Raw genomic sequence first — 22,849 nt, 5'->3', positions numbered from 1 at the left:
AAAAGTGCTTACGCTTCTTGGGGCATACAAAATGTATAAAGAGGATGAAATAAGAAATGATCGTAATTTTAGATGGTGTTCGCACAGCGATGGGCGGCTTTCAGGGTTCACTTTCATCATGTACTGCGCCTGATTTAGGTGCGGCTGCAATTAAAGCGGCTGTAGAGCGCGCTGGCTTGCAGCCTGCAGATATTGATGAAGTGATTTTTGGCTGTGTGCTGCCTGCTGGCCTAAAGCAAGGCCCAGCGCGTCAGGCCATGCGTCAGGCAGGTTTGCCGGATTCAACTGGCGCAACAACAATTAATAAAATTTGCGGCTCTGGCATGAAAGCCGTGATGCAGGCAGCCGATGCCATTAAAGCGGGTTCTGCAGAAATTGTGGTGGCTGGCGGCATGGAATCAATGTCCAATGCGCCGTATTTGCTGGAAAAAGCCCGTGCAGGCTACCGCATGGGGCATGGAAAAACTACGGATCATATGTTTCAGGAAGGCTTGGAAGATGCCGAAACGGGCCTTTCTATGGGTATTCTTGCACAGGAAATGGCAGATCAAAAAGGCTATACCCGCGAACAGCAGGACGCTTTTGCCATCAATTCATTAAATAAAGCGGTTGCTGCTATTCAAGGCGGATTCTTTAAAGAAGAAATCACACCTGTAACCGTAAAAACCCGTAAAGGCGAAGCAGTTGTTGATACCGATGAACAGCCTTTGAGCGCGAAACCGGAGAAAATTCCAACACTGCGCCCTGCATTCAAAAAAGACGGCACCATTACCGCAGCCAATGCCAGCTCAATCTCTGACGGCGCTTCTGCTTTAGTGATTACATCCGAAGAAATCGCAAATCAACGCGGCCTGAAACCGCTGGCAAAAGTGGCTGCTTATGCGACGAATTCACAGCATCCTTCAGAATTTACCATTGCACCGGTAGGCGCAATTGAAAAAGTGCTGCAAAAAACCGGCTGGGATGCGCAGGATGTCGATCTTTGGGAAGTGAATGAAGCCTTTGCTATGGTGACAATGCTGGCCATTGATGGCTTTAATTTAGATGAAGCCAAAGTCAATGTAAACGGCGGCGCATGTTCATTGGGCCACCCATTGGGCTCATCTGGTTCACGCATTATTGTGACGCTGATTCATGCATTAAAGCGCACAGGCGGTAAAAAAGGCATTGCGGCGCTGTGCATCGGCGGCGGTGAGGCGACAGCAATTGCGGTCGAGCTAATCTAATACAGGTTCAGGCTTATTGGGCCTGAGCAGTTTTTTCGTGAAGCCATAATAAAACGGTGATTTCAGCCTGCTGGGATCACTACGATAAATATTTGATTTTGAGATTTTTTATGAACGGTTTAGATCGCATTCGCTTGGTCTCTCTGCGTGACAAAGTTATGTCCGCGCAGCAGGCAATTAAATTAATTAAAGATGGTTCGGTTGTTGGCTTAAGCGGTTTTGGCGGCGCAGGCGAAGCAAAAACAGTACCGCTGGCCTTGGCGGATTACGCAAAAGAACATCCGCTGAAAATTACCTTGGCTACGGGCGCTAGTTTGGGCAACCGTATTGATGGGCGCTTGAATGAGGCGCACGCCATTGAGCGCCGCTATCCTTATCAGGCCGATCCCGGTTTACGGAAGTCCATCAACGCGGGTGAAGTCATGTACATCGACCAGCACTTGTCTGAAATGGCAGACAATATCCGTCATCATAATTTGCCGCGCATTAATGTTGCGGTGGTTGCCGCCACGGCAATTACCGAAGATGGGCAAATCATTCCGACAGGCTCATGCGGCAACTCAGCTAATTTTATTGAAATGGCTGATCATGTCATTGTGGAAATTGACAATACCATTAACCCGGTGCTGGAAGGCGTGCATGATATTTATGTGCCGAAGGCCCGTCCAAACCGTGATCCTATTCCGCTGACTCAGGCCGGTGACCGCATTGGCACCATTGGCATTAATATCAGCCCAGAAAAAATTTCTGCCATTGTCTTGAATGATGTGCCGGATACCTCTTTTAAAATGGATGAGCCGGATGCCGAAACTTTAGCGATTGCGCAGCATTTGATTACCTTCTTTGAAGGTGAAGTGGCAGCAGGGCGCTTGCCTGAAAACTTAGGCCCGCTGCAGTCAGGTGTCGGCTCTATTGCGAATGCCGTATTTTCAGGCTTTGAACATTCCAATTTTCATGATCTGGAAATGTACTCAGAAGTGCTGCAGGATTGCACTTTCCAGCTGATTGACTCAGGCAAGATGGCATTTGCTTCCGGCTGTTCCATGACGTTGTCTGAACCTTGCGCTGCGCAGGTTATGAAGAATTTTGATCAATACAAAGATAAAATCATGCTGCGTCCGCAGGAGCTGTCCAATAATCCCGAAATCATCCGCCGTTTGGGAATTATAGCCATCAACACTGCGCTGGAATTTGATATTTACGGAAACGTGAATTCAACCCATGTCACAGGCACTAAAATGATGAACGGCATTGGCGGTTCAGGTGACTTCACCCGCCATGCGCATATCGCCATTTTTGTCACCAAGTCGGTGGCTAAAGGCGGCGCAATTTCATCTGTTGTGCCTATGGTCAGCCATACCGATCATACTGATCATGATGTGGATATTGTAGTGACCGAGCAGGGCTTGGCTGATTTACGCGGACTTGCGCCGCGCGAACGCGCCCGTAAAGTGATTGAAATCTGCGCGCATCCGGATTACCGTGCCGAACTGTTCAGTTACTTCGAACGCGCATGTGAAAAAGGCGGCCAGACGCCGCATATTCTTGCAGAAGCCTTGTCTTGGCATGCAAAATTTGAAGAGACAGGGACGATGAGCAGAACGGCATAAGCACGAGACTGCTCTTCATCTCTTTAGCCAGTCAGCATGGCAGCTGACTGGCATTCGATTGTACTGATGCTCAAAATAAGAAATTCGATTCAGCATTTCGTATTGTCAGAATCAGCCCGTTTGCTGATTTAAAAAGTCACAAAAGAAAAAGAGAAGCTGCGAAAGTAAAACCAAACCTCATGCTGCTGAAACGCGGAAACAACAAGAAGCTGCTTAAGCGAAAGCGATTCATTCCTATAATGCCTGCATCGTAATATTTATGATTTAAGGCCAGCGTTTTGAAATTGATTCAATATTTTTCAGGTATTACACTTTTGCTTCTGTTAACTGCGTGTACGAAAGTGCCAGCGCCCGATTATCAAGGCACGTGGAAAAATACCTTAGAAGATCCTAAACTTGAAAACGCATTGGTTATTGCTAAAAATGGCGAAAATTATTTAATTACCAATACATTGAAAGATAAGCAAACCGGCAAGACTGAAAAGAAAAATCCTGTGCCTGCAGCTGTGGGGCAAACCGGTTTGCTTCAAGTCCATGCTGGCCCAGCGTCCGTTGATTTTGCCATTGATGAAAAAAATGGAAACTTGATCGGTTCAGGTTCAATTTATACCAAAGCAAAATAACGTTATGTAAACGGGTATGAATACATCAAAAGATGCCGTGCATTTTCATGGTATCTTTTCCGTATCGCAATTTAATTTTTAGAATCATTTTGCGCCTCAAGATTCTAATTTTGCATCCGCTGCATTAAAGATTTATCTTAAAAAACTGAGCAAAGCCGCATAATCCGGCACAAAATAATCCGCCTTGGCTTTAATTTCAGGCATTTCATGCGCTGAATATTGGTCATAAATGGCGGCAACTTCGATGCCCGCCTGATGAGCAGCCTCTATGCCAATCAGTGAATCCTCAATAATTAAGCATTCTTCCGGCTGTACATTAAAATGCTGAATGGCTTTTAAATATACTTCTGGGTGCGGTTTGATATTCTGCACATGTTCACGGGTCAAAATTAAGTCAAAGTCTTTTTCAAAATTCAGCCTGCTGTTAATGCGGGTGTTGTTCTGCTGATAGCGCTGAATATTGCTCAAGCTGGTTGTAGTTGTAATTGCAGTGTGTATACTTTGCTGAAGCAGCAACTGTACAAAAATTTCGGCTTGCGGTTTGAGCTGAATTTCATGATCTAGAAAATGATGAGAAATGCTGTAGCGTATGGTTTTGATTTCGTCTTTGCTTAAGTGCGCAATGCCGTATCTTTCTTTTAAATAGCCACAATATTCTAGATAGGGATCTGCGCAATGTTTCAAGTTTTTCAGCTGTGAATCGCGCTGCTGCTGGATAGCATTTAAATCTTCCAGTTGGCCCGACAAATCTTTAATCAGTCTGGCATCGACCTGATTCCAAACACCAACTGAATCAATCAGCGTGCCGTCTAAATCAAAACAAACTAATTTTTTATTATGCAGCATATATCAATGTCCAGCCAGAATTCAGGTCAATTATGCGTTGCTGCGCCATTTAAATAAAGCTGGCCTGCTCATAGCTGTATAGATAGTGATTTTCAAGCTGCACAGCAAGCGCATAAAAAATGGCTGAATAGGCGGAACTAGAATAACTGCTCTAGAAAATTTGGACCTTTCGCAGTACTATTTAAGCCTAGGACGTGTTTATCTATTGCCATTTAATGGATTAATTGCCTTAATATTTGAAAAATAGGAAATTATCTTTCGTGTTTGAACTGGACTGTAAATTACTCAGTATCTTTTTTTACGTATATAAATTTAAAAGCGTGTCTGCGGCGGCGGATCACTTAAAAATGAGCCAGCCGACGGTCAGCAATATCCTGAATAAAATTCGTCAGCATTATAACGACCCGCTTTTTTTACGCATCGGCAATGAAATGGTGCCGACAGAATTGTCCAAGCAATTATTTCCGCTGGTCAGTGAAGCGCTGAGCAAAGTCGAAATTATCAATAATTTCACGATTGATTTTGATCAGGCCATTTCCCATCAGCAGTTTACGTTGGCCATGACCGATGTTTCTCATTTGGTGCTGCTGCCAAAAATTACTCAATATTTGAAAGCCAATGCGCCGCATGTCCGCTTGAATGTACGTCCAATCACGACAGAAACCAGCTATCAAATGGCGAATGGTGAAATTGATTTGGCGCTGGGTTTCTTGCCGCATTTAGAAAATGGCTTTTACCAGCAGAAGCTGTTTGAGCAGTATTATGTGGTGATCGCGGCGAAGGATCATCCGCGGTTAACTGGCGATACCATTAGCAAAGAGCAGTATCTGAGTGAGCTGCATATTGATATTGATGCTGGCATGGGGCATTACCATATAGAAAATGAGCTGCTTAATCTTGAGTTAAAACGAGATATTTTAATGCGTTTGCCGAGCTATTTAGGTGTTGGGCTGGTTGTGCAGGATACAGATGCGATTGCGACAGTGCCTTATTATCTCAGTGAAGTTCTACTTTCACGCGGCAATTTAAAAATTTTTGAAGCGCCCATTGCATTTCCAACTTATGGCGTAAAACAGTATTGGCATATGTCTTGCCATCATAAAACCAGCCATCAATGGCTGCGTCATATGTTCCATGAAATTTTAGTGAAATAGTTGTTTTACAAGATTCAGCGTACACTTTCTGTATGAAAATGGAATTCATCACTTTGCTTGATTCAGTCCCAGCATTTACTGGGATTTTTTAATTTTGGTGCAGTTTTATTTGGGCTGTTTCCATTTGCACTGAATTTGCGCAATAAAAATCATTTTTTAGTATTACAAATGTACAAAATCGTAATACCTATCTGGCACGCCATTTGCATTTACCTATTTAGATATAAAGTGATCTAGGGTTCCGGCAGTATTTTTATTTTAAACATACTGCGGCTGTGACCGAGAGTTCACGGCTCAATTGAGCTACACGGAGGGATAAAAGCCCGGGAGGTTGAAAACTTAACCTTAGAGAGGTCATATAGCATGGGCGGCTTTCATAATAATCAAATACTGTGGACTGAGCTTTTGCCGGGCGGGCATCATTGGTCTGGACGGATTCAAAAAGGCGCTGTTTTACAGTTTAAAGCGCTGAGTGAAAATGCCAATGTTTCACTGTTCTGTGTCAATGCTGAAGATAAATTAGAACGCTACAACATGCCTGACAGTTTAAAAGGTCAGCATACTGCCTATCTCACGGCAGGCAATGTGCTGTATTCAGACTTGGGCCGGGCAATGGCATCGATTGTTCAAGATGATCACGCTTGGAGCGATGTGTTCTGCGGCGCCAGCCGACCTGAGCAAATTACAAAACAATTTGGCATATGTGCTTTCCAGGATGCGCGCAATGAGATGTATCAAAGCGGCCTGGATGGCCTGTTAGTTGAAATGGCGAAATTTGCGCTCAGCCAAACCGATTTAAGCGCAACCGTAAATTTATTTTCCAAAGTCACGCCGAATGATGCAGGCGAACTCTCTTATGTCCCATCAGACAATACTGATCAAGTGACTGAACTGCGCTTTGAGATGGATTGCTTAGTATTTCTTTCTGCAGCGCCGCATGGCCTAGATTGCAGTGATGCTTATACGCCATCCGATATTCAATTGTCTTTATTCAAAGCCAATGCTTTAGGGGAAAGCGACATCTGCCGTGATTCTTGTCCGCAAAATCATCGCGCATTTCAAAACAATGCCCGTTACTACGCACTTTCAAATATCTAAGGCAGGAACAAGATCATGACAGTTTTAACCCATATTTTAAAAAATCAGTTTGAAACAGCCGTATTGAACGAAGTATGTCCTGCTGGCGAGTCTTGGATGTGCGAAGTGAAAAAAGGCCAGTACTTCCGCATCATTGACTTAGAAGGCAATCAGGCCGTCGACACCTTATTTATCTCTGCTTCAAACCCAGAAGAGCGTTACAGCGCAACAGATACATTGGCCATCAATCAGCAAATTTACCTTGAAAAAGGCACGATGCTGTACAGCAACTTTGGTCAGCCGATTGCCATGATTAATGATGACAACTGCGGCCGTCACGACACTTTAGGCGGTGCGTGTTCATGTGAAAGCAACACGGTCCGCTATGCGCATGACAAGTACCCGATGCACAGCTGCCGCAACAATTTTATGTATGCTTTGGCCAAAAATCCTGTCGCGCAAAAACATGGCTTAAATGTGCGCCACATTGGCCCGAATATTAATTTCTTTATGAATGTGCCTGTTACAGCAGAAGGTGCTTTAACGTTTGATGACGGCATTTCTGCACCGGGTAAATTTGTTGAAATCCAAGCCGAAATGGATCTGATTGTGCTGATTTCCAACTGCCCGCAACTGAACAATCCATGCAGCGGCTATAACCCGACACCGATTCAATTGGTGGTGCATGAAGGCATGGAGGCATAAGCAATGACAATGTTAACCAAAGTTTTAATCGCCAACCGCGGCGCCATTGCCTGCCGTGTCATCAGTAGCCTAAAAAAATTAGGTATTCAATCTGTCGCTGTGTATTCAGAAGCGGACCGTGATTCGCTGCATGTCACTTTGGCCGATGAAGCAGTTTATATTGGCGAAGCGACTGCCAGCCAAAGCTATTTAAATGTAGAGAAAATATTAGCCGTTGCCAAGCAAACTGGCGCGCAAGCGATTCATCCGGGTTATGGTTTTTTGTCTGAAAACGCTGAATTCTGTGATCTGTGCGAAGCGCAAGGCATCGCCTTCATTGGCCCAAACTCAAAACAAATGCGTGAATTTGGCTTAAAACACACGGCGCGCGAGCTGGCCATTCAAGCTGATGTACCATTGCTGCCGGGCAGCGGTTTATTGGCGGATGAAGCTGAAGCGTTGATCGAAGCCTCCCGCATTGGCTATCCCGTCATGCTGAAAAGTACCGCGGGCGGCGGCGGCATTGGCATGCGTTTGGTGTGGAATGAAGCGGAGCTGAAAGATGCCTATGCCACGGTGTCGTATTTGGCGCAAGCCAATTTTAAAGATGCGGGCTTATACTTAGAGAAATTTGTGCAAAATGCGCGTCATATTGAAGTGCAAATATTTGGCGATGGCCACGGTTTAGTTTTGGCTCTGGGGGAGCGGGATTGCTCTGTACAGCGCCGCAACCAAAAAGTGATTGAGGAAACTCCTGCACCGCATTTAGACGCTGCACAGCGTGAGTATATTCAAAGCATTGCCATTCAGCTGATGCAATCGGTGAACTACCGTTCGGCAGGGACTGTTGAATTTGTCATGGATACCGACACGCAAGAATTCTACTTCTTGGAAGTGAACACCCGCCTGCAAGTTGAGCATGGCGTTACGGAACAAGTGTACGGTGTCGATCTGGTTGAATGGATGGTGACTTTGGCGGCAGGGACTTGGACTGCGCCGACTACGGAGTTAATCTCTCAAGGCCATTCCATTCAAGTGCGTTTGTATGCAGAAGACCCGATTAAAAACTTTCAGCCAAGTGCAGGTTTGCTTACCTTTGTTGAGTTTGATGACAATGCGCGGAATGAAACGTGGGTAGAAACAGGCTCAAATGTATCGTCATTCTATGATCCGATGATTGCTAAAATTATTGTCACTGCAGATGATCGTCAATCAGCGATTCAAGCCATGGCGGATGCATTGGCGAAAACCCAAGTGGCAGGGATTGAAACCAATCTTGAATATCTGCAAAACATTATCGACTGTGATGTGTTTAAAGCGGGTATGCAAACCACACGGTTTTTAAATACTTTCGAGTGGAGAACCCAAAAGATTGAAGTCTTGCAAGCAGGCATTCAAACGGCTGTGCAAGATGTCACAGGCCGTTTGGGCAACTGGGATGTCGGCGTACCGCCATCCGGCGCAATTGACCCATTGTCACTCAATACTGCTAACCAACTCTTAGGCAATGCTCCAAATACCGCAGGCCTCGAATGTACGCTGCAAGGGCCAAGCTTGAAATTCCATTGCGACAGTCAAATTGTACTGGCTGGCGGTGATATGCCTTCGACCTTGGATGGTGTGGCTGTACCAATGTGGCAAACACTGAATGTACGCAAAGGTCAAATCTTAAAATGCGGCAAAATCACCACAGGCTGCCGCACCTATATTGCGATTAAAGGCGGCTTAAACGTGCCGGAATATTTAGGTTCGCAAGCGACCTTTACCTTAGGGCAATTTGGCGGTCATGCAGGGCGTAACTTATTGGTTGGTGACATGCTGCCGATAAAGGCACATACATCAGATGAAGCCAAAGCGCTTGTACCTGAGCAAATTCCGGCATTCAGTCATGAATGGGAAATTGCAGTGATGTATGGCCCGCACGGCGCGCCTGATTTCTTCACCAAGAATGATATTGATACGTTCTTTGCGAATGAGTTTGAAATTCACTTTAACTCAAGCCGCACAGGCATTCGCCTGATTGGCCCTAAACCAGAGTGGGCGCGTATTGACGGCGGTGAAGCAGGGCTGCATCCATCCAATATTCATGACAATGCTTATGCTATTGGCGCAATTGATTTTACAGGCGATATGCCCATTATTCTCGGGCCAGATGGCCCAAGCTTAGGCGGTTTTGTCTGTCCTGCGGTGGTGATTCACTCTGAACTTTGGAAACTCGGCCAGCTCAAAGCAGGCGATAAAGTTAAATTTATTCCAGTGAGTTACGGCCAAGCGAAAACATTGAATGAAAAATATCATGCCATGCTGAATGCGGCTGATTGTTCAAATGTCAAATTTGATGAGGCATTTACAGCTGAAACGTCAACACTTGAAAATGCAGTGCTAGATACCTTAAAAGGTCAAAATGGCTTGCCTGATGTGGTGTACCGTCCTGCGGGCAACAACTATATGCTGGTGGAATATGGAGAGCTGGTGCTTGACTTAAACTTGCGTTTCCATATTCATGCCTTAATGCAGTGGATGAAAGAACAAAACATTCAAGGCATCATTGACTTGACGCCGGGTATCCGCTCATTACAGATTCATTTTGATTCGACCCAGCTTGATCAATTGGATTTATTGCGTCTGCTGCAAGTCGCTGAAGAACGTTTGCCAGATGTGACGGAAATGCAAGTGCCTTCACGTACCGTCTATTTACCGCTCGCATGGGAAGACTCTCAAACACAGCTTGCGACCGAACGTTATATGCAAACGGTGCGCCCTGATGCGCCGTGGTGTCCGGACAATATCGAGTTTATCCGCCGTATCAATGGCTTAAAAGACAAACAAGCCGTGAAAGATGTGGTCTATGACGCAAGTTATTTGGTCATGGGCTTGGGCGATGTGTATTTGGGTGCGCCTGTCGCTACACCGCTGGATCCGCGTCAGCGCCTGGTCACGACCAAATATAACCCTGCACGGACGTGGACACCTGAAAATGCCGTCGGTATTGGCGGCGCCTATATGTGCGTCTATGGCATGGAAGGTCCGGGCGGTTATCAGTTTGTGGGCCGTACTACACAAATGTGGAGCCGCTACCGCAAAAACCCTGATTTTGAACATAGCATGCCGTGGTTGCTGCGTTTCTTTGATCAAATTAAGTTTTATGAAGTGTCAGAAACAGAATTGATGCAGATGCGTGAGGACTTTAAAGCAGGCCGTTTAAAACTTCGCATTGAAGAAGGTGTACTGAATCTTAAAGAATACAATGATTTCCTCACTGAAAATGCAGAATCTATTTCGGCATTCAAGGTGGTTCAACAAGCGAATTTTGATGAAGAACGCCACCGCTGGCATGAGGCTGGTTTGGCTGAATATGTGTCTGAAAGCCTAGATGCAGTGGATGATGGTGAAGGCGTAGAAATTCCTAAAGGTGGCTGTGCGGTTGAATCTCACATGCCGGGTTCAATTTGGAAAATTGAATGCGCTTCAGGCGATATTGTGGAAGAAGGTGCAACGCTTGCAGTCATTGAAGCAATGAAAATTGAGATTCCAATTATTGCGCCTGAGCGTATGCGTGTAGATGCGATTACCATTGAGAAAGGGCAGACAGTGAAAACGGGGCAGGTATTGTTTACCTTGGCGCCTGTGGCTTAAAAGGCTTTCAATTGCTAAAGAATGGAGGTTTTCCTTCTTTTAAAATATATGGAAGCGATAGGAGGAAAGCTGTGCACAGGTGTAGAGCTTCCGACAGGTAAACATATTAGTTTTAGTATTAAATAAACAGACCGCTTAGGCGGTCGGTTTATTTAATACTTTTGGGTATCTTTTATAATATAATTACTCGATATAAAATCTTTTAAAATAAATATTTAAGACAGATATGATTTATATAGCTATTTTGGGCATCATTGCTGCGGTGTTTTATTTTAAATTTATACATAAGTCAAAAAAACAAAGCAGTACAAAGAATATCTTGCGTAAGCAATATGCTGATGCAAAGCTTAAGTTGCACAGTAAAAACCGTGAGATCTCGCAGTTCAATTTACTTTATGACCATTGTAAAAAAGAGTTTTTGGAATTTGATATTCAACACAGTAATCATAAAATTAAAATACATTCTAAATTCGTAAAAGATCCTGAGCAAAGTTTGATTGCTGAAATTACTTTGCATAAAGATAAACCTAAATACAGAGCGAAGCATGACGATGTTATTTTACTTCGTTATCCGACTGTACCTGCAAGAGCCCAATTGCGAGCAGATATTTTGAATTTAAAAGTCATTAAATAGTGGGGTCGTGAAAAGTGATAAATATAGGACTTGCCGCCTAATTTACTTGCTTTAAATGCGCTCTCAGAATCCGTCTCAACTCTAAAATTGCATCGGGCGATTCATGAATAGAATGCCCGCCTGAAAAAACTTTTTCAGAAACTGAACCCTCTAAATGCGAACTTTGGTATGGCACAATGCCATCTGACATTTGGCTTAGATCTGTACTTTTAGTCTGATTGCCCATAATTGAATGATAAGGGATGCTTTGACTTGGCATGATATTCGACGTCAGCAGCATAAACCGGGATTTTTGACTTAAATCCGCTGGGCCAGATTTAATCAAACCTGCTGTAGAATTTTTAGCATTCGGGATATGGACATTGACATCATTTAAAAAGCTTAAAGGCAGGACTACAATTTTTTTTGCCAAATTGGTAAACCAGCGGTCGGCATAGTCCGTGCCGTGATGTGGCGCTGCAATAAAAATCACACGGCTTATCGGCTGTAAAGGCTTAAAAATAAAGCGTTCACGAATAATAGGATTTCGCTGCAGCTGCGTATTTTGCTCATAGTTCATCAATGGAATGGCTTGTGCAGAAATATCAGCATCACTCACCAGCAGGCGGCTGATAATACCGCCCATACTGTGGCCAATTAAAATAGCATCCCGTGCAGAGGGTGTATTAGGCTGTACTTGCTCAAATGCTTGTTTTAATAGCGCATTGATTTGAAAACGGCTTTCTGCGATAGGCATATTCGTCGAATAGAATACCTGCCAGACTTGATAGTGCTCTCGCAGTTTTGCATCGCCCATAATATTATTGGTTAATGAAATCCATGTTTCTGGGCTGCTTGCCAAACCGTGAATCATCACAATAATTTTTTTATTCGGCTGATAAGGCTCTAACATAAACACATGCGGCATGCGCAGATTTTCATCTTTATTCAATAAGGTCCAGTAACCGGACTGACCTAATTTATTTTCGGACAGCCACAGCCCATATGGTGCAGAATAATTAGCAGTCAAGGTATAAGGGCGGGATTCAATTTCAGCAGTTTTGTACTGATTTGGGTTGTATAGCTGAATTTGAATAGGCGCTTGCGCAGACAAAATGTCAGCGATGCTGCTTTGGGGGCTAGGCACCGCAATAGCGCTCACTGAAAGGTATCGTGCTGAATGAATATTGGGATTTAGCTTATGCTTAAAATATTGTTCAGGGTCTAAAATAAAGGATTGCGAGTTTAAAGTATCGCTTCGTTTTTTAACGACAGCAAATTCTGAACCAATGCCTTCCTGACGGTTAATGGCAGTTAAGCCAGAAAAATGATCATTATAGCTAGAACGCAGTTTTTCAATTTCAGCATGTTCGAGCGCTGGATAATGCTCAAAGTTGATGCTGCACATGGATGAGCCTAGCAAAAGCTGCTCAGGAAACTCACCAAAATTAAAACGCCTATGCGCAGTCGTAATTAAGCGCGAAAGCGCTACATTATAAAAAGTTCGGACTTGCCCCTGACGCAAGTCAAATAAGCGTGATTCCGGAGCTTGCGGCATTTTAAATAAATAAACATAACTGTAGCGCAGGCTTAAATCAAAATCAGACAGCTGCTGGTCTAAACAGGCTTTAATCTTGACGGCATCTCTTTTACTTCTGTTCAGTGTTAAATCTTGCGCGCAGGGCTTATTCTTATCTGCGTTTAAAGCCCGCGCCATATACAGCTCACTGGCAGCCGCATAAACTTGTTCTTCATCTAAAGTTTCATTGCTGCGCAGTTTTAAAATACAGCTGTCTAACTGTTGAAGGCAGCTTTGGCTGTTTTCATTCACGAGCTGCAGTAATTGCAAGCTGGATGAACTGAGCCGCTGATCAGTTAGAATATTGTCCGTTTTATTATGCAAAGAAGAGCTGAGTTTATTTTCTTTCAATTTGACCAGCTGGCAGCCTGAAAGCACACTGAGGCTAAAAAATGCAATCAGGCCTAGGCGGGTTTGTACAGAAGTCAGCATAAAACAGGCTCATCAATCTTTGGGCTATTTTAATCAATTTTAAAATAAATGTTTCAGCTGATTTGAATCAATGATGAAGTTGTATGCATGAATGGCTGTGAGTTAAATCCTTCAAGCTCAGCTTTTGTTTATACGCTAAACAGTGTGGATGCGCTGCTGATGATTAAAGGCAATGTGCAGCAATTTATGATGAATAAATCTAAGCTTTTCTAATACAGGAGCAGATAAGGTAAAAGGATAGGCGTCTTCTAAGCCCATACTGCGGTTTAATGCATTTAAGTTAAATGTCAGTGTCAACCAATGCTGCAGCAGTAAATCAAAATCCTGAGCGCCAATTGGATTTTCATGCAGTTCTAAATTATTTAAACCCAATTTATCGGTTTTAATCACCAAGCCTGCATGATATGCCGTTTCCAGGGTATCCATCATGTGCAGATAATGCGCCCATGTTTCCGCCCAGTCTTCCCAAGGATGCGTGCTGGCATAAGAGCTGACAAAGGATTCATCCCAATTGCGCGGCGCGCCGTCTTCATAATGGCGTTTCAGCGCTTCGTTGTAGTCTTGGCGTTCATCCCCAAAGAGCACGCGGAATTCATCAATCAATTCAGGATGTGCATCTTTCATCAGGTCAAAATAATAATGCCCGCTTTCATGGCGGAAATGACCGAGCAGCGTGCGGTAGTTTTCACCCATCTTAATGCGGGTCGTTTCACGGTAAATGACATCAGCTTCACTGGCATTCAGCGTAATCACACCGTTGGCATGGCCTGTCATCACCGGAGCATTTTCTGTGGGCATGAGAAAATCAAAGCGCAGCCCCAAACGGTCATCATCGCTGTGTTTAGGGCGAGGCATAATATTCAGCCGCTGCATTAAATAGAGAAACCGCCGCTTTGCATGCTCTAAGCGTGCCCAGTACACCACATGGTCTGGATTGTCTAAGTTGGGAATGGTGTGGGTCAGCAAGCACGATTCACAGTATATTTCGTGACTGTTTGCAGGCACCATCCAGTTGCACACTTGATGATGCTGATAGTTGTAGCAGGGCTTATAGCGTTTGTCTTGCAGCTCATGATTTAAAGCGAGCCACAAGGTGTCGCTGTGCTTTGTAAAGCAGCCCATGTCTTTTTCAGAGGCAATATAGCCCAGTGCTGTTTGGCATTTCACGCAGTGTGAATTGGCAAAAAACACTTGATTCGAGCATACGGCGCACCTGAAATATTTCATAAGCGGCAAAATGGCAGGGAAACTTTTATCAGTATAAATGATGTCTTCGTTATGCTGTATGCGCAAAGCGTTTAACTTGGTTATCCGGCGCAGTTTATTTTTCATCGTGATGGGTTCTTAACATTATTTTATAAAAATGCCTCCTTGGTGCAGTGTGCCCGTTCATGTGCAGCTGCATGCACATCTTTTGCTCAAATTTATTCCAAATACGCATGAACCCAGCTGAAAGATCAGTTTTCAGATTGGCACAGATTCTGCATTTCTATTGATATTACTAAACCAACATTTTGTATTACTCAATCGTGAGATGCATATGAACCATGCTAATTCAGCAAAAATCCTGCAATTGTTTAAGGCTTTTTTTATTGAACTGCTGAGCGCCCGCGCTGGCTTATATATCAAACAAGAGAGCAAAAAAGGATAAGCGCCATGCCTAAGCAAAAATTGGCGCGGATCAGCATTACCGTGCCGGAAGCAACAGTCGATGCGCTGGATCAGAAGATTGTCGATCAGCATTACGAAAGCCGTTCGCAGGCGATTGTTGACATGATCAATAAGCATTTGATTGCTGATCAGGAACAGCGCAACGCAGTGATGGTGGGCACTTTTACTTTGCTGTATGACGCCAGCGTTACAGCGCTGCGTATCCAGCTTTTAGATTTGCAGCAGCAATTTTTAGAACAAGTGGTGAGTTCGCTGCACATTCAGCTGGATGATCAAAAAATTTTAGAGGTCATGATCTTGCAAGGGCTCAGTTCAGAGCTGAAAGCCATCAGCCAGCACTTTATAGCCTTAAAAGGTGTGACCAAAGGGCATTTGGAATTGATGAATGCCGTCATGCCGCCAATTCCGCAAAACGAAGCATTGAAGGAGCAGAAGTTGTGAAAGACCTTTGGACGATACAAGACTGGAAACAGGCTTATGCTTCAGGCAGCATTCAGCTGCAAGACTTAAAAGCCTATGCCGCATCCATTCAAAACGATGACCATGCTTGGATTGAAATTGCAGATGAAGCGCAGCTACAGGCGCAGTTTGAGGCTTTAGCAGAAAAGCCTTCTGCAGATTTGCCTTTATACGGCGTGCCTTTTGCAGTCAAAGACAATATTGATGTCGCAGGTTTTCACACCACCGCTGCCTGTAAAGAAGCCGCGTATTTAGCGGAAACAGATGCAGCTGTTGTAGCCAAGCTCAAAGCAGCTGGGGCCATTGTTTTAGGCAAAACCAATTTAGACCAGTTTGCAACAGGGCTTGTTGGTGTGCGTTCACCATACGGCGCAGTGAAAAACAGTTTTAATCCTGAATATATCAGCGGCGGTTCAAGCTCAGGTTCTTCAGTGGCTGTTGCAAACGGTGTGGTGCCGTTTAGTTTGGGAACGGATACTGCAGGCTCAGGCCGAGTGCCGGCAGGACACAACAATATTGTGGGTTTAAAGCCAACCAAAGGCTGGTTTTCAACTGCGGGGTTAATTCCAGCTTGCCGGACGATTGATGTGATTTCGATTTTTGCTTTAACAGTAGACGATGCATGGCAAGCAGCGCAAGTCATGCAAGGTTTTGATGCGGCGGATGAATATTCACGTCCGCATCCAGCGAATGTGCCAACACAATTCTCTAAAGGCAAAATTGCCATACCTGCGCAGCTGGAATTTTATGGCGATGCTGAAACTGAAAAGGCATTTGCAGCTGCTGTAGAGCGTATAAAAGTATTAGGTTACAGTGTAGAAGCCATTGATTTTAGGGTCTTTAATCAATTGGCTTCAGCCTTATACAGCAAGTCCTGGGTAGCCGAGCGCACCGCTGCTGTTGAAAGCCTAGTGACGCGTGAACACTGCCATTCCGTGATTGCAAAAATCATTGCACAGGCGGATCAGTTCAGTGCTATAGATGCTATGCAGGCCGAATATGAGCGTGCAGGTTTGGCCCGAAAAATTAACCTGGCCTTAGCGCCTTTTGATGCATTAATGGTGCCGACTGCGCCGACGATTTACACCATCGCCGAGGCTGAAGCTGACCCGATAGCGAAAAACAGCCACATGGGCGCTTATACCAATTTTGTGAATTTTGCTGATTTATCTGCCATTGCGCTGCCAAATGCTATTCGGGCGGATGGCTTGCCGACAGGGGTGACATTTATAGCGTCTGCGTGGATGGATCAAGCTTTAGCAAGTTTTGCGCAAACTTGGCAGAAAGCGGTGAATTTGCCATTAGGCACTTTTAGCCAAGGTTATGAAAAATCAATAGTTATAAGCTCACAGCACTCGGTTAAATTGGCCGTTGTCGGCGCGCATTTATCTGGCATGCCGTTAAATTTTCAGTTAAGCACACGCTGCGGCACCTTGCTCAAAGCCACTAAAACAGCGCCAAATTACAAATTATATGCCTTGAAAAACACTGCACCGCCAAAACCGGGCCTGCAGTACGCCAGCAAAGGCGGTCAAGCCATTGATGTCGAAGTTTGGGAGATTCCTTTCGCCAATTTCGGTCACATTGTGGCGGAAGTTCCAGCACCCTTAGGCATTGGCAATGTGCAGCTGGCTGACGGCAGCTGGGTCAAAGGTTTTATTTGCGAAGGCTATGCCTTGGAAGATGCCTTGGAGATCAGCCATTTTGGCGGCTGGCGCGCGTATATTCAATCTATTCAATCGACCAATACCAAATTTAAATGCTCTGGCATAGGGGAAATAGCGTCATGATTAAAAAAGCAATTTTATCTTCATCAATCGTTACGGCTATATTTCTAAGTGGCTGTGACAACACAGCCAAAATACCCGAGCCAAATATTAACACTGAAAATACAGCAGCCTCAAAGCCAATTACGATTGGCTATAGTGATTGGCCTGGATGGGTGGCATGGCAAGTAGCCATTGAAAAAGGCTGGTTAAAGGAAGCTGGCTTAAATGTCGATTTTAAATGGTTTGATTACTCAGCATCGCTGTCTGCATTTGCTTCGAATCAGTTAGATGCTGTTCTTGTGAGTAATGGTGATAACCTCGTTACTGCTTCTGGCGGTACAAAAGGTGTCATGATTATGGCCACTGACTATTCTGCAGGCAATGATGTCATTATTGCTAAACAAGGCATTAACAGTGTTGGTGATCTAAAAGGAAAAAGCATAGCCGTTGAAAAAGGATTGGTTGATCATTTGCTGCTGTCTGCAGCGCTTGCAGATGCGAAGATTGCTGCAAATGATGTGAAAATTGTAAATACAATGACTAACGAGCTGCCGCAAGTATTTGCAAGCCCTGATGTTGTTGCTATTGCGGTCTGGCAGCCTGTGGCAAATCAGGCGCTGAAAGCTGTAGCAGGTTCAAAAATTATTTATAGTTCAAAAGATAAACCTGGATTGATTTACGACACGCTTACAGTGAATATGACGCATTTAGCCGCCAATAAAGAAGAATGGAAAAAGGTCATTCAAGTTTGGGATAAAACCGTTAAATACATTAATGATCCAGCAACACATGCAGATGCAGTAAAAATTATGTCCGCACGTGTTGGGGTCGATCCAGCACAATATGAACAGTTTATAGGCGGTACATATTTGCTGGATTTAGCAGCCAATAAACAGGTCTTTAGAAAAGGGACTGGTTTGGACTCAATCTATGGATCAAGTTATCGCGTCAATAAATTTAATGTTGAAAATGGCATTTATAAAACAGAAATGGACGTAGATGGCGCCATATATCCAGTCTTAGTTGAAGAAGTGAAATAAACTTTATAGCTCGAAAATAGAAAAGTTATATCTCTATGCATATAGGGATTTTCTATTTTTCTAGCGGATGAACTTCAGTTATATTTAAAATCGATGCTGTAAATAGTGTAATCGGATACTGTAGTTTTATGATCTTGCTCAGCAGAATTTGTTAACGCAAATAAAAATGATCAGTGCAGTATTAAAATATAAAAAAGCAATATGAATGTATGCGGGGCTGGTTCTATAATAGTTGGCCTCTAGAAACTTATATTTGATTTTTACCGCTTTATGTCGTTGCTATCTTCCTATTTTCAGCAAAACCAATTCTGTATTTTGGTTGAATATCTCACTTCATTGAACGAGATTTTTCCAGCAAAAACGCAATTTGCAGGTTATCCGGCAGTGATGACTTTAGCTGACCGTGTGCATTCAGACCATGATATGGCGCCACTTGAAGCCAGTAAGCGATATCCTTTAGACGTAGAAAAAGTTCTGCATTTTGCCGGTAAAGGCAGAGATATTCAGGATTTTGAAATTTTTTTAAAGCAAACACGTGCTGCCAATATCCGAAATCTGCTATTGCTGACAGGTGATAAGCTCAAAGAGCATCAGAATGGGGAAAATACAGCAGAACGCAGCCGCTATTTAGAGTCTGTGAATGCCGTCATGGCCGCGAAAAAAGCAGGCGGTTTCTGTATTGGTGTAGCATTTAATCCATTTAAATATGCCGAAGCTGAACGTGATGCACAGTATTTAAAACTGCATAAAAAAATTAAAGCTGGTGCAGATTTCATCATTACCCAATTGGGCTATGACATTGAAGCGCTCAAGCAGGCTCAGGCATTTTTAACACAGCATCACTATACTCAGAAAATCCTCGCATGCGTGATGCCGCTTAGTTTGGCTCGCGCTAAATTTATGTTGAAGCATAAAGTGGCGGGTATCGTCATTACGCCGCATATGCTGAATGTCTTAGAAGAAGAAAAGCGGGCAGGACTTTCTGAGCGTGTGTATCTACGCTGTGCTTTGCAGATATTAATCTGCAAACAGCTGGGTTTTGCTGGAATTGATTTATCTGCCTGTCATAAGCCAGAAGAGCAGGCCTTGCTGGAAAGTTATGTAGAGCAATATCGCAATTTGGATTTGAATGCGCTCGAAAAACTGTGGAAGGCGTTATGGCGGGTAGAAAGTGGCAAGGAGTTCCAGCCTGAATTGAGCTTTTTTTCACGCCCGCCATCGCCCAGTCAACTCATTAAATATCATCATCTGCATTTCATGCATGATGCATTGTTTGATTCAAAGTTTGCTAAAGGCATCGGACGATTTATTTTCAACTCACCATTTTGGGAGCGCAGGCCGGCTGCCAAAACTTTACTGAAAACCGAATATATCAGTAAGCATGGTGTTGTAGGCTGTGAAAGCTGCGGACAGTGCCGTTTGGGCGATACCTTATATATTTGTCCAGAAACATGCCCCAAAGGTTTAGCCAATGGACCATGCGGCGGTACAAGCCTGGACCGCTGTGAATTTGGTGACCGTGAATGCATTCATTCCGTAAAAGCGCGGATTGCCAAAGCGGTAGAGCAAACACAGGTGTTAAAAGAAAAGCTGATTCCAGCTGTACCTATTGAGGTGCGCGGTACCAGCTCTTGGAAAAATTGGTATTTGGCGACAGAAGCTTAAGTGAACGGGATTAATCTTCCTCATCCATCGCATTGGAATAAAACTTTACGCCAAGTTTGATACGGTCACGGCCTTGGCTCATGCGCCAGCGGTTAGTATCACGCAGTGAATACACACAGCCGCAGTATTCCTGCTGATAAAATTCTTCTTTTTTACTGATCTCCAGCATGCGCACCGCACCGCCATTTTTACGCCAGTTATAGTCCCAATAGCTAATTCCCTCATAATGTGAAGCTGAACGATGACCGCAGTCATTAATCTGTTTCATATTTTTCCAGCGTGAAATACCCAATGAACTGCTAATTAGGCTAAAGCCATGTTCTGCTGCATACAGTGCCGTACGCTCAAAGCGCATATCAAAACACATGGTGCAGCGGATGCCTTTCTCAGGTTCATTTTCCATGCCTTTAGCACGTTCAAACCAGTTGTCTGTGTCGTAGTCACAGTCTATAAACGGAATATTATGCTTTTCGGCAAAGCGGATATTTTCCTCTTTGCGGATTTCATATTCTTTAACAGGATGGATATTGGGATTATAAAAAAAGATTGAAAAATCAATGCCAGATTCAATTAAGGTTTCCATCACTTCGCCAGAACAGGGCGCACAGCAAGAGTGTAATAAAAGCTTGTCATGACCTGCTGGGAGAGTCAGTTTCTGACGTTCAAGTTTGTTAGACATAATAATCGTAAGGTTTAAATCTAAACCTTATATTTTAGCAATTCATAGACATTTCAAAGCTCGAATATGCTGATTTTTTCTAAGTTTGAGCTGAGTCAGATTCAGTACAGCGGCTTAAAATTGAAACAAATTTGAAGATATATTTATTTTATTTCACGTTCATCTGCTGATTCCATTCAATTTGAAAATCATGTGCCAATTGATCTAATTGTGTAGCTTTGAGGTTCTTGATAAGCACCTCTTGTGCCTCAAAAAAGGCTTGATCAAGCGCCCGATTGACCACCAGTTCTACCAAGCAGTCTGGCTGCATATTTTCATTGCCAATGGCGAAAATAGAAGGTTCACCGACAGCAAAGTAAATGTCATACAGCGAAATATCATGCAGGGGTTTAATCAAACTCCAGCCGCCACCTGGGCCTTTTTCAGAATCAACAAATCCATGTTTTTTTAAGCCAGACATGGTTCTACGCACTACAACAGGATTTGTTTCCAGCATTTCGGCAATCTGATCTGAAGTGAAAGGCTTATTTTCACGTGCCATATGCAGCAGGACATGCAGCATTCGTGAAAGTTTACTGTCTTTACGCATGAGGAAATTGATTATTGGGGGAACTGATAGATTGTAACACTAAAAGTTTCTTATACGCATATTAAATTATATGGTAACTTCAAAGGTTACATATAGGCCATTATGAATATGAATTATGAAGTTGTGATTATTGGCGGCAGTTATGCTGGGCTTTCTGCTGCTTTACCTTTAGCACGTGCACGCCGCCGTGTTTTAATTATTGATGCAGGGCAGCGCCGTAACCGTTTTGCTGAACATTCACATAATTTTTTGACGCAAGATGGCCGATCACCCAGCGCAATCGCAAAAGATGCTAGGGCGCAGCTAGAAAAGTATTCAACGATTTCATGGCTTGCTGAAACTGTTACTGATGTAAAGGCGGTTGATGGAAAATATTCAGTTATCGCAGGTGATCAGCACATTCAAGCTGAAAAAATGATTATTGCAACTGGCGTACGTGACGAATTGCCTCAAGTTGATGGTTTGGCCGAACGTTGGGGGCAATCTGTTTATCACTGCCCATATTGTGATGGCTATGAACTGAATTTAGGTGAAATCGGCATGTTGGTTTCGGGTATGTATTCGTTGCATATGGCATTGATGCTGCCGGATTGGGGCAATACAACGCTGTTTTTAAATGATGCAATCAGTGCAGATCAATTGGATGATGAGCTATTGGCGAAACTTTCAAAACGTCAAATTCAGATTGAAACGCGTAAAATTGACCATATTGAGGGTCATTGTGATGTTGTACTTACAGATGGTGAACGAATTCAATTAGATGGCTTATTTGTTTCTACAGTCACTCGTTTGCAATCGAACTGGATTCAGCATTTAGGTTTAGAGATAGACTGCAATGAATACGGCGAGGCCATTAAAACTTCGCCAGCCAAGGAAACAAATGTTAAAGGGATCTATGCTTGCGGTGATGTGACCCGTTCAGGCGGTTCAGTTGCATTATCTGTAGGTGATGGCGCGATGACAGGGATTGTGGCGCATAAATCTTTTATTTTTTAAATATCAGTTTAAATTTGCAGCTATAACCATTTTTACGCATTACGCGCACACATAATATTTTAAAACGATAGCTTTGTGAGCAAAGCTATCGTTTGATTACATGTTAAGGTGAATAGCTGATGACTAAATTTAAAGCTCTGTGCTTTCAGAAAAAATATTAATAATTACAATACCCAATACAATAAATACTAAACCGATTAGGGCTGGTAGATCTAAGTTTTGTTTAAACACAATCCAGCCCACACATGAAATTAAAACAATGCCGGCAGCTGACCACATGGCATAGGCCAATCCCATAGGAATAGTTTTAAAAGTTAAACCTAAAAAGAATAGCGCAATGGCATAGCCTAATACGGTAAAAATAATCGGCACAAGTTCAGTAAAGCCGTTGCTGGCTTTTAAAGCGGCAGTCGCTAAAACTTCTGCAATAACCGCAACCGTCAGATATAAAAAAGCCATGTTGCCTCTATTCAGTAAAGATTTTGTCGCGCTTTACATTCC

At 43.6% G+C, this 22,849-nt stretch carries 19 protein-coding genes and 1 riboswitch; of the genes, 13 read left to right on the top strand and 6 right to left on the bottom strand.

Going from position 1 to position 22,849, the window contains the following annotated elements:
• Positions 1-56: 56 nt before the first annotated feature.
• The 3 genes from JZ784_RS06120 (at position 57) to JZ784_RS06110 (ending at position 3,459) form a co-directional block, all read left to right on the top strand.
• Positions 57-1,226 carry a thiolase family protein gene (locus JZ784_RS06120; RefSeq protein WP_346314212.1) on the top strand — a complete coding sequence of 390 codons (1,170 nt, stop codon included), beginning with the start codon at positions 57-59 and terminating at the stop codon, positions 1,224-1,226.
• Positions 1,227-1,336: 110 nt separating this feature from the next.
• Entirely contained in the window at positions 1,337-2,836 is a 1,500-nt protein-coding gene (locus JZ784_RS06115; RefSeq protein WP_346314211.1) for a succinate CoA transferase, read from the top strand.
• A gap of 278 nt (positions 2,837-3,114) precedes the next feature.
• Positions 3,115-3,459 (top strand): hypothetical protein, encoded by a 345-nt coding sequence (locus JZ784_RS06110; protein ID WP_346314210.1) that lies wholly within the window; start codon positions 3,115-3,117, stop codon positions 3,457-3,459.
• A 132-nt stretch (positions 3,460-3,591) separates the two neighbouring features.
• Here JZ784_RS06110 and JZ784_RS06105 read toward each other — a convergent pair whose 3' ends face one another.
• Positions 3,592-4,305: an HAD family phosphatase gene (locus JZ784_RS06105; protein ID WP_346314209.1), complete on the bottom strand. Its 714-nt coding sequence runs from the start codon at positions 4,303-4,305 to the stop codon at positions 3,592-3,594.
• Positions 4,306-4,565: 260 nt separating this feature from the next.
• On the opposite strand from JZ784_RS06105, the gene JZ784_RS06100 reads away from it, so the two are divergent.
• The 5 genes from JZ784_RS06100 (at position 4,566) to JZ784_RS06080 (ending at position 11,490) form a co-directional block, all read left to right on the top strand.
• The gene (locus JZ784_RS06100; RefSeq protein ID WP_005009761.1) at positions 4,566-5,459 is read left to right on the top strand and encodes a LysR substrate-binding domain-containing protein; all 894 of its coding nucleotides are present in this window, start codon (positions 4,566-4,568) and stop codon (positions 5,457-5,459) included.
• Between the two features lie 222 nt (positions 5,460-5,681).
• Positions 5,682-5,791: riboswitch (guanidine-I (ykkC/yxkD leader) on the top strand.
• Between the two features lie 31 nt (positions 5,792-5,822).
• Positions 5,823-6,557, top strand: coding sequence for an urea amidolyase associated protein UAAP1 (locus tag JZ784_RS06095; RefSeq protein ID WP_346314208.1), 735 nt, complete (start codon positions 5,823-5,825; stop codon positions 6,555-6,557).
• 15 nt (positions 6,558-6,572) lie between these two features.
• Positions 6,573-7,241, top strand: a complete 669-nt coding sequence (locus tag JZ784_RS06090) for an urea amidolyase associated protein UAAP2 (RefSeq protein ID WP_346314207.1) — start codon at positions 6,573-6,575, stop codon at positions 7,239-7,241.
• 9 nt (positions 7,242-7,250) lie between these two features.
• Positions 7,251-10,856, top strand: a complete 3,606-nt coding sequence (gene uca / locus JZ784_RS06085; RefSeq protein WP_346314265.1) for an urea carboxylase — start codon at positions 7,251-7,253, stop codon at positions 10,854-10,856.
• Positions 10,857-11,082: 226 nt separating this feature from the next.
• Positions 11,083-11,490: a hypothetical protein gene (locus tag JZ784_RS06080; RefSeq protein WP_346314206.1), complete on the top strand. Its 408-nt coding sequence runs from the start codon at positions 11,083-11,085 to the stop codon at positions 11,488-11,490.
• A gap of 37 nt (positions 11,491-11,527) precedes the next feature.
• Here JZ784_RS06080 and JZ784_RS06075 read toward each other — a convergent pair whose 3' ends face one another.
• Positions 11,528-13,480: an alpha/beta fold hydrolase gene (locus tag JZ784_RS06075; protein ID WP_346314205.1), complete on the bottom strand. Its 1,953-nt coding sequence runs from the start codon at positions 13,478-13,480 to the stop codon at positions 11,528-11,530.
• A 135-nt stretch (positions 13,481-13,615) separates the two neighbouring features.
• Positions 13,616-14,707, bottom strand: coding sequence for a putative zinc-binding metallopeptidase (locus JZ784_RS06070; protein WP_346314264.1), 1,092 nt, complete (start codon positions 14,705-14,707; stop codon positions 13,616-13,618).
• Positions 14,708-15,136: 429 nt separating this feature from the next.
• Here JZ784_RS06070 and JZ784_RS06065 point away from each other — a divergent pair, with 429 nt between their 5' ends.
• The 4 genes from JZ784_RS06065 (at position 15,137) to JZ784_RS06050 (ending at position 20,084) form a co-directional block, all read left to right on the top strand.
• Positions 15,137-15,592 (top strand): ribbon-helix-helix protein, CopG family, encoded by a 456-nt coding sequence (locus tag JZ784_RS06065; protein WP_005009784.1) that lies wholly within the window; start codon positions 15,137-15,139, stop codon positions 15,590-15,592.
• On the top strand, positions 15,589-17,400 hold the full coding sequence (gene atzF, locus JZ784_RS06060; protein WP_346314204.1) for an allophanate hydrolase: 1,812 nt from the start codon (positions 15,589-15,591) through the stop codon (positions 17,398-17,400). Before JZ784_RS06065 ends, atzF begins: the two co-directional genes overlap by 4 nt.
• Positions 17,397-18,419, top strand: a complete 1,023-nt coding sequence (locus JZ784_RS06055; protein WP_346314203.1) for an ABC transporter substrate-binding protein — start codon at positions 17,397-17,399, stop codon at positions 18,417-18,419. The genes atzF and JZ784_RS06055 overlap by 4 nt, the downstream gene beginning before the upstream one ends.
• A 270-nt stretch (positions 18,420-18,689) precedes the next feature.
• Entirely contained in the window at positions 18,690-20,084 is a 1,395-nt protein-coding gene (locus JZ784_RS06050) for a methylenetetrahydrofolate reductase C-terminal domain-containing protein (protein ID WP_346314202.1), read from the top strand.
• 10 nt (positions 20,085-20,094) lie between these two features.
• Here the strand turns inward: JZ784_RS06050 and JZ784_RS06045 are convergent, their stop codons facing one another.
• Entirely contained in the window at positions 20,095-20,763 is a 669-nt protein-coding gene (locus tag JZ784_RS06045) for an epoxyqueuosine reductase QueH (protein ID WP_026253338.1), read from the bottom strand.
• Between the two features lie 148 nt (positions 20,764-20,911).
• Positions 20,912-21,352 (bottom strand): Rrf2 family transcriptional regulator, encoded by a 441-nt coding sequence (locus JZ784_RS06040; RefSeq protein WP_346314201.1) that lies wholly within the window; start codon positions 21,350-21,352, stop codon positions 20,912-20,914.
• A 108-nt stretch (positions 21,353-21,460) separates the two neighbouring features.
• Here JZ784_RS06040 and JZ784_RS06035 point away from each other — a divergent pair, with 108 nt between their 5' ends.
• The gene (locus tag JZ784_RS06035; protein ID WP_346314200.1) at positions 21,461-22,348 is read left to right on the top strand and encodes an NAD(P)/FAD-dependent oxidoreductase; all 888 of its coding nucleotides are present in this window, start codon (positions 21,461-21,463) and stop codon (positions 22,346-22,348) included.
• 129 nt (positions 22,349-22,477) lie between these two features.
• Here the strand turns inward: JZ784_RS06035 and JZ784_RS06030 are convergent, their stop codons facing one another.
• Positions 22,478-22,807, bottom strand: a complete 330-nt coding sequence (locus JZ784_RS06030) for an SMR family transporter (RefSeq protein WP_005009806.1) — start codon at positions 22,805-22,807, stop codon at positions 22,478-22,480.
• Positions 22,808-22,849 lie beyond the last annotated feature (42 nt).

The sequence above is a fragment of the Acinetobacter sp. CWB-B33 genome (assembly GCF_039655955.1).
Taxonomy (GTDB): domain Bacteria; phylum Pseudomonadota; class Gammaproteobacteria; order Pseudomonadales; family Moraxellaceae; genus Acinetobacter; species Acinetobacter bouvetii.
This window is presented reverse-complemented; position numbering and strand designations above follow the sequence as displayed.

Coding starts and splice junctions, on each gene's coding strand:
- JZ784_RS06120 (WP_346314212.1), top strand. CDS start 57: ATGATCGTAATTTTAGATGGTGTTCGCACAGCGATGGGCGGCTTTCAG.
- JZ784_RS06115 (WP_346314211.1), top strand. CDS start 1,337: ATGAACGGTTTAGATCGCATTCGCTTGGTCTCTCTGCGTGACAAAGTT.
- JZ784_RS06105 (WP_346314209.1), bottom strand. CDS start 4,305: ATGCTGCATAATAAAAAATTAGTTTGTTTTGATTTAGACGGCACGCTG.
- JZ784_RS06095 (WP_346314208.1), top strand. CDS start 5,823: ATGGGCGGCTTTCATAATAATCAAATACTGTGGACTGAGCTTTTGCCG.
- JZ784_RS06090 (WP_346314207.1), top strand. CDS start 6,573: ATGACAGTTTTAACCCATATTTTAAAAAATCAGTTTGAAACAGCCGTA.
- uca (WP_346314265.1), top strand. CDS start 7,251: ATGTTAACCAAAGTTTTAATCGCCAACCGCGGCGCCATTGCCTGCCGT.
- JZ784_RS06080 (WP_346314206.1), top strand. CDS start 11,083: ATGATTTATATAGCTATTTTGGGCATCATTGCTGCGGTGTTTTATTTT.
- JZ784_RS06075 (WP_346314205.1), bottom strand. CDS start 13,480: ATGCTGACTTCTGTACAAACCCGCCTAGGCCTGATTGCATTTTTTAGC.
- JZ784_RS06070 (WP_346314264.1), bottom strand. CDS start 14,707: ATGAAATATTTCAGGTGCGCCGTATGCTCGAATCAAGTGTTTTTTGCC.
- JZ784_RS06065 (WP_005009784.1), top strand. CDS start 15,137: ATGCCTAAGCAAAAATTGGCGCGGATCAGCATTACCGTGCCGGAAGCA.
- JZ784_RS06055 (WP_346314203.1), top strand. CDS start 17,397: ATGATTAAAAAAGCAATTTTATCTTCATCAATCGTTACGGCTATATTT.
- JZ784_RS06050 (WP_346314202.1), top strand. CDS start 18,690: ATGTCGTTGCTATCTTCCTATTTTCAGCAAAACCAATTCTGTATTTTG.
- JZ784_RS06045 (WP_026253338.1), bottom strand. CDS start 20,763: ATGTCTAACAAACTTGAACGTCAGAAACTGACTCTCCCAGCAGGTCAT.
- JZ784_RS06040 (WP_346314201.1), bottom strand. CDS start 21,352: ATGCGTAAAGACAGTAAACTTTCACGAATGCTGCATGTCCTGCTGCAT.
- JZ784_RS06035 (WP_346314200.1), top strand. CDS start 21,461: ATGAATTATGAAGTTGTGATTATTGGCGGCAGTTATGCTGGGCTTTCT.
- JZ784_RS06030 (WP_005009806.1), bottom strand. CDS start 22,807: ATGGCTTTTTTATATCTGACGGTTGCGGTTATTGCAGAAGTTTTAGCG.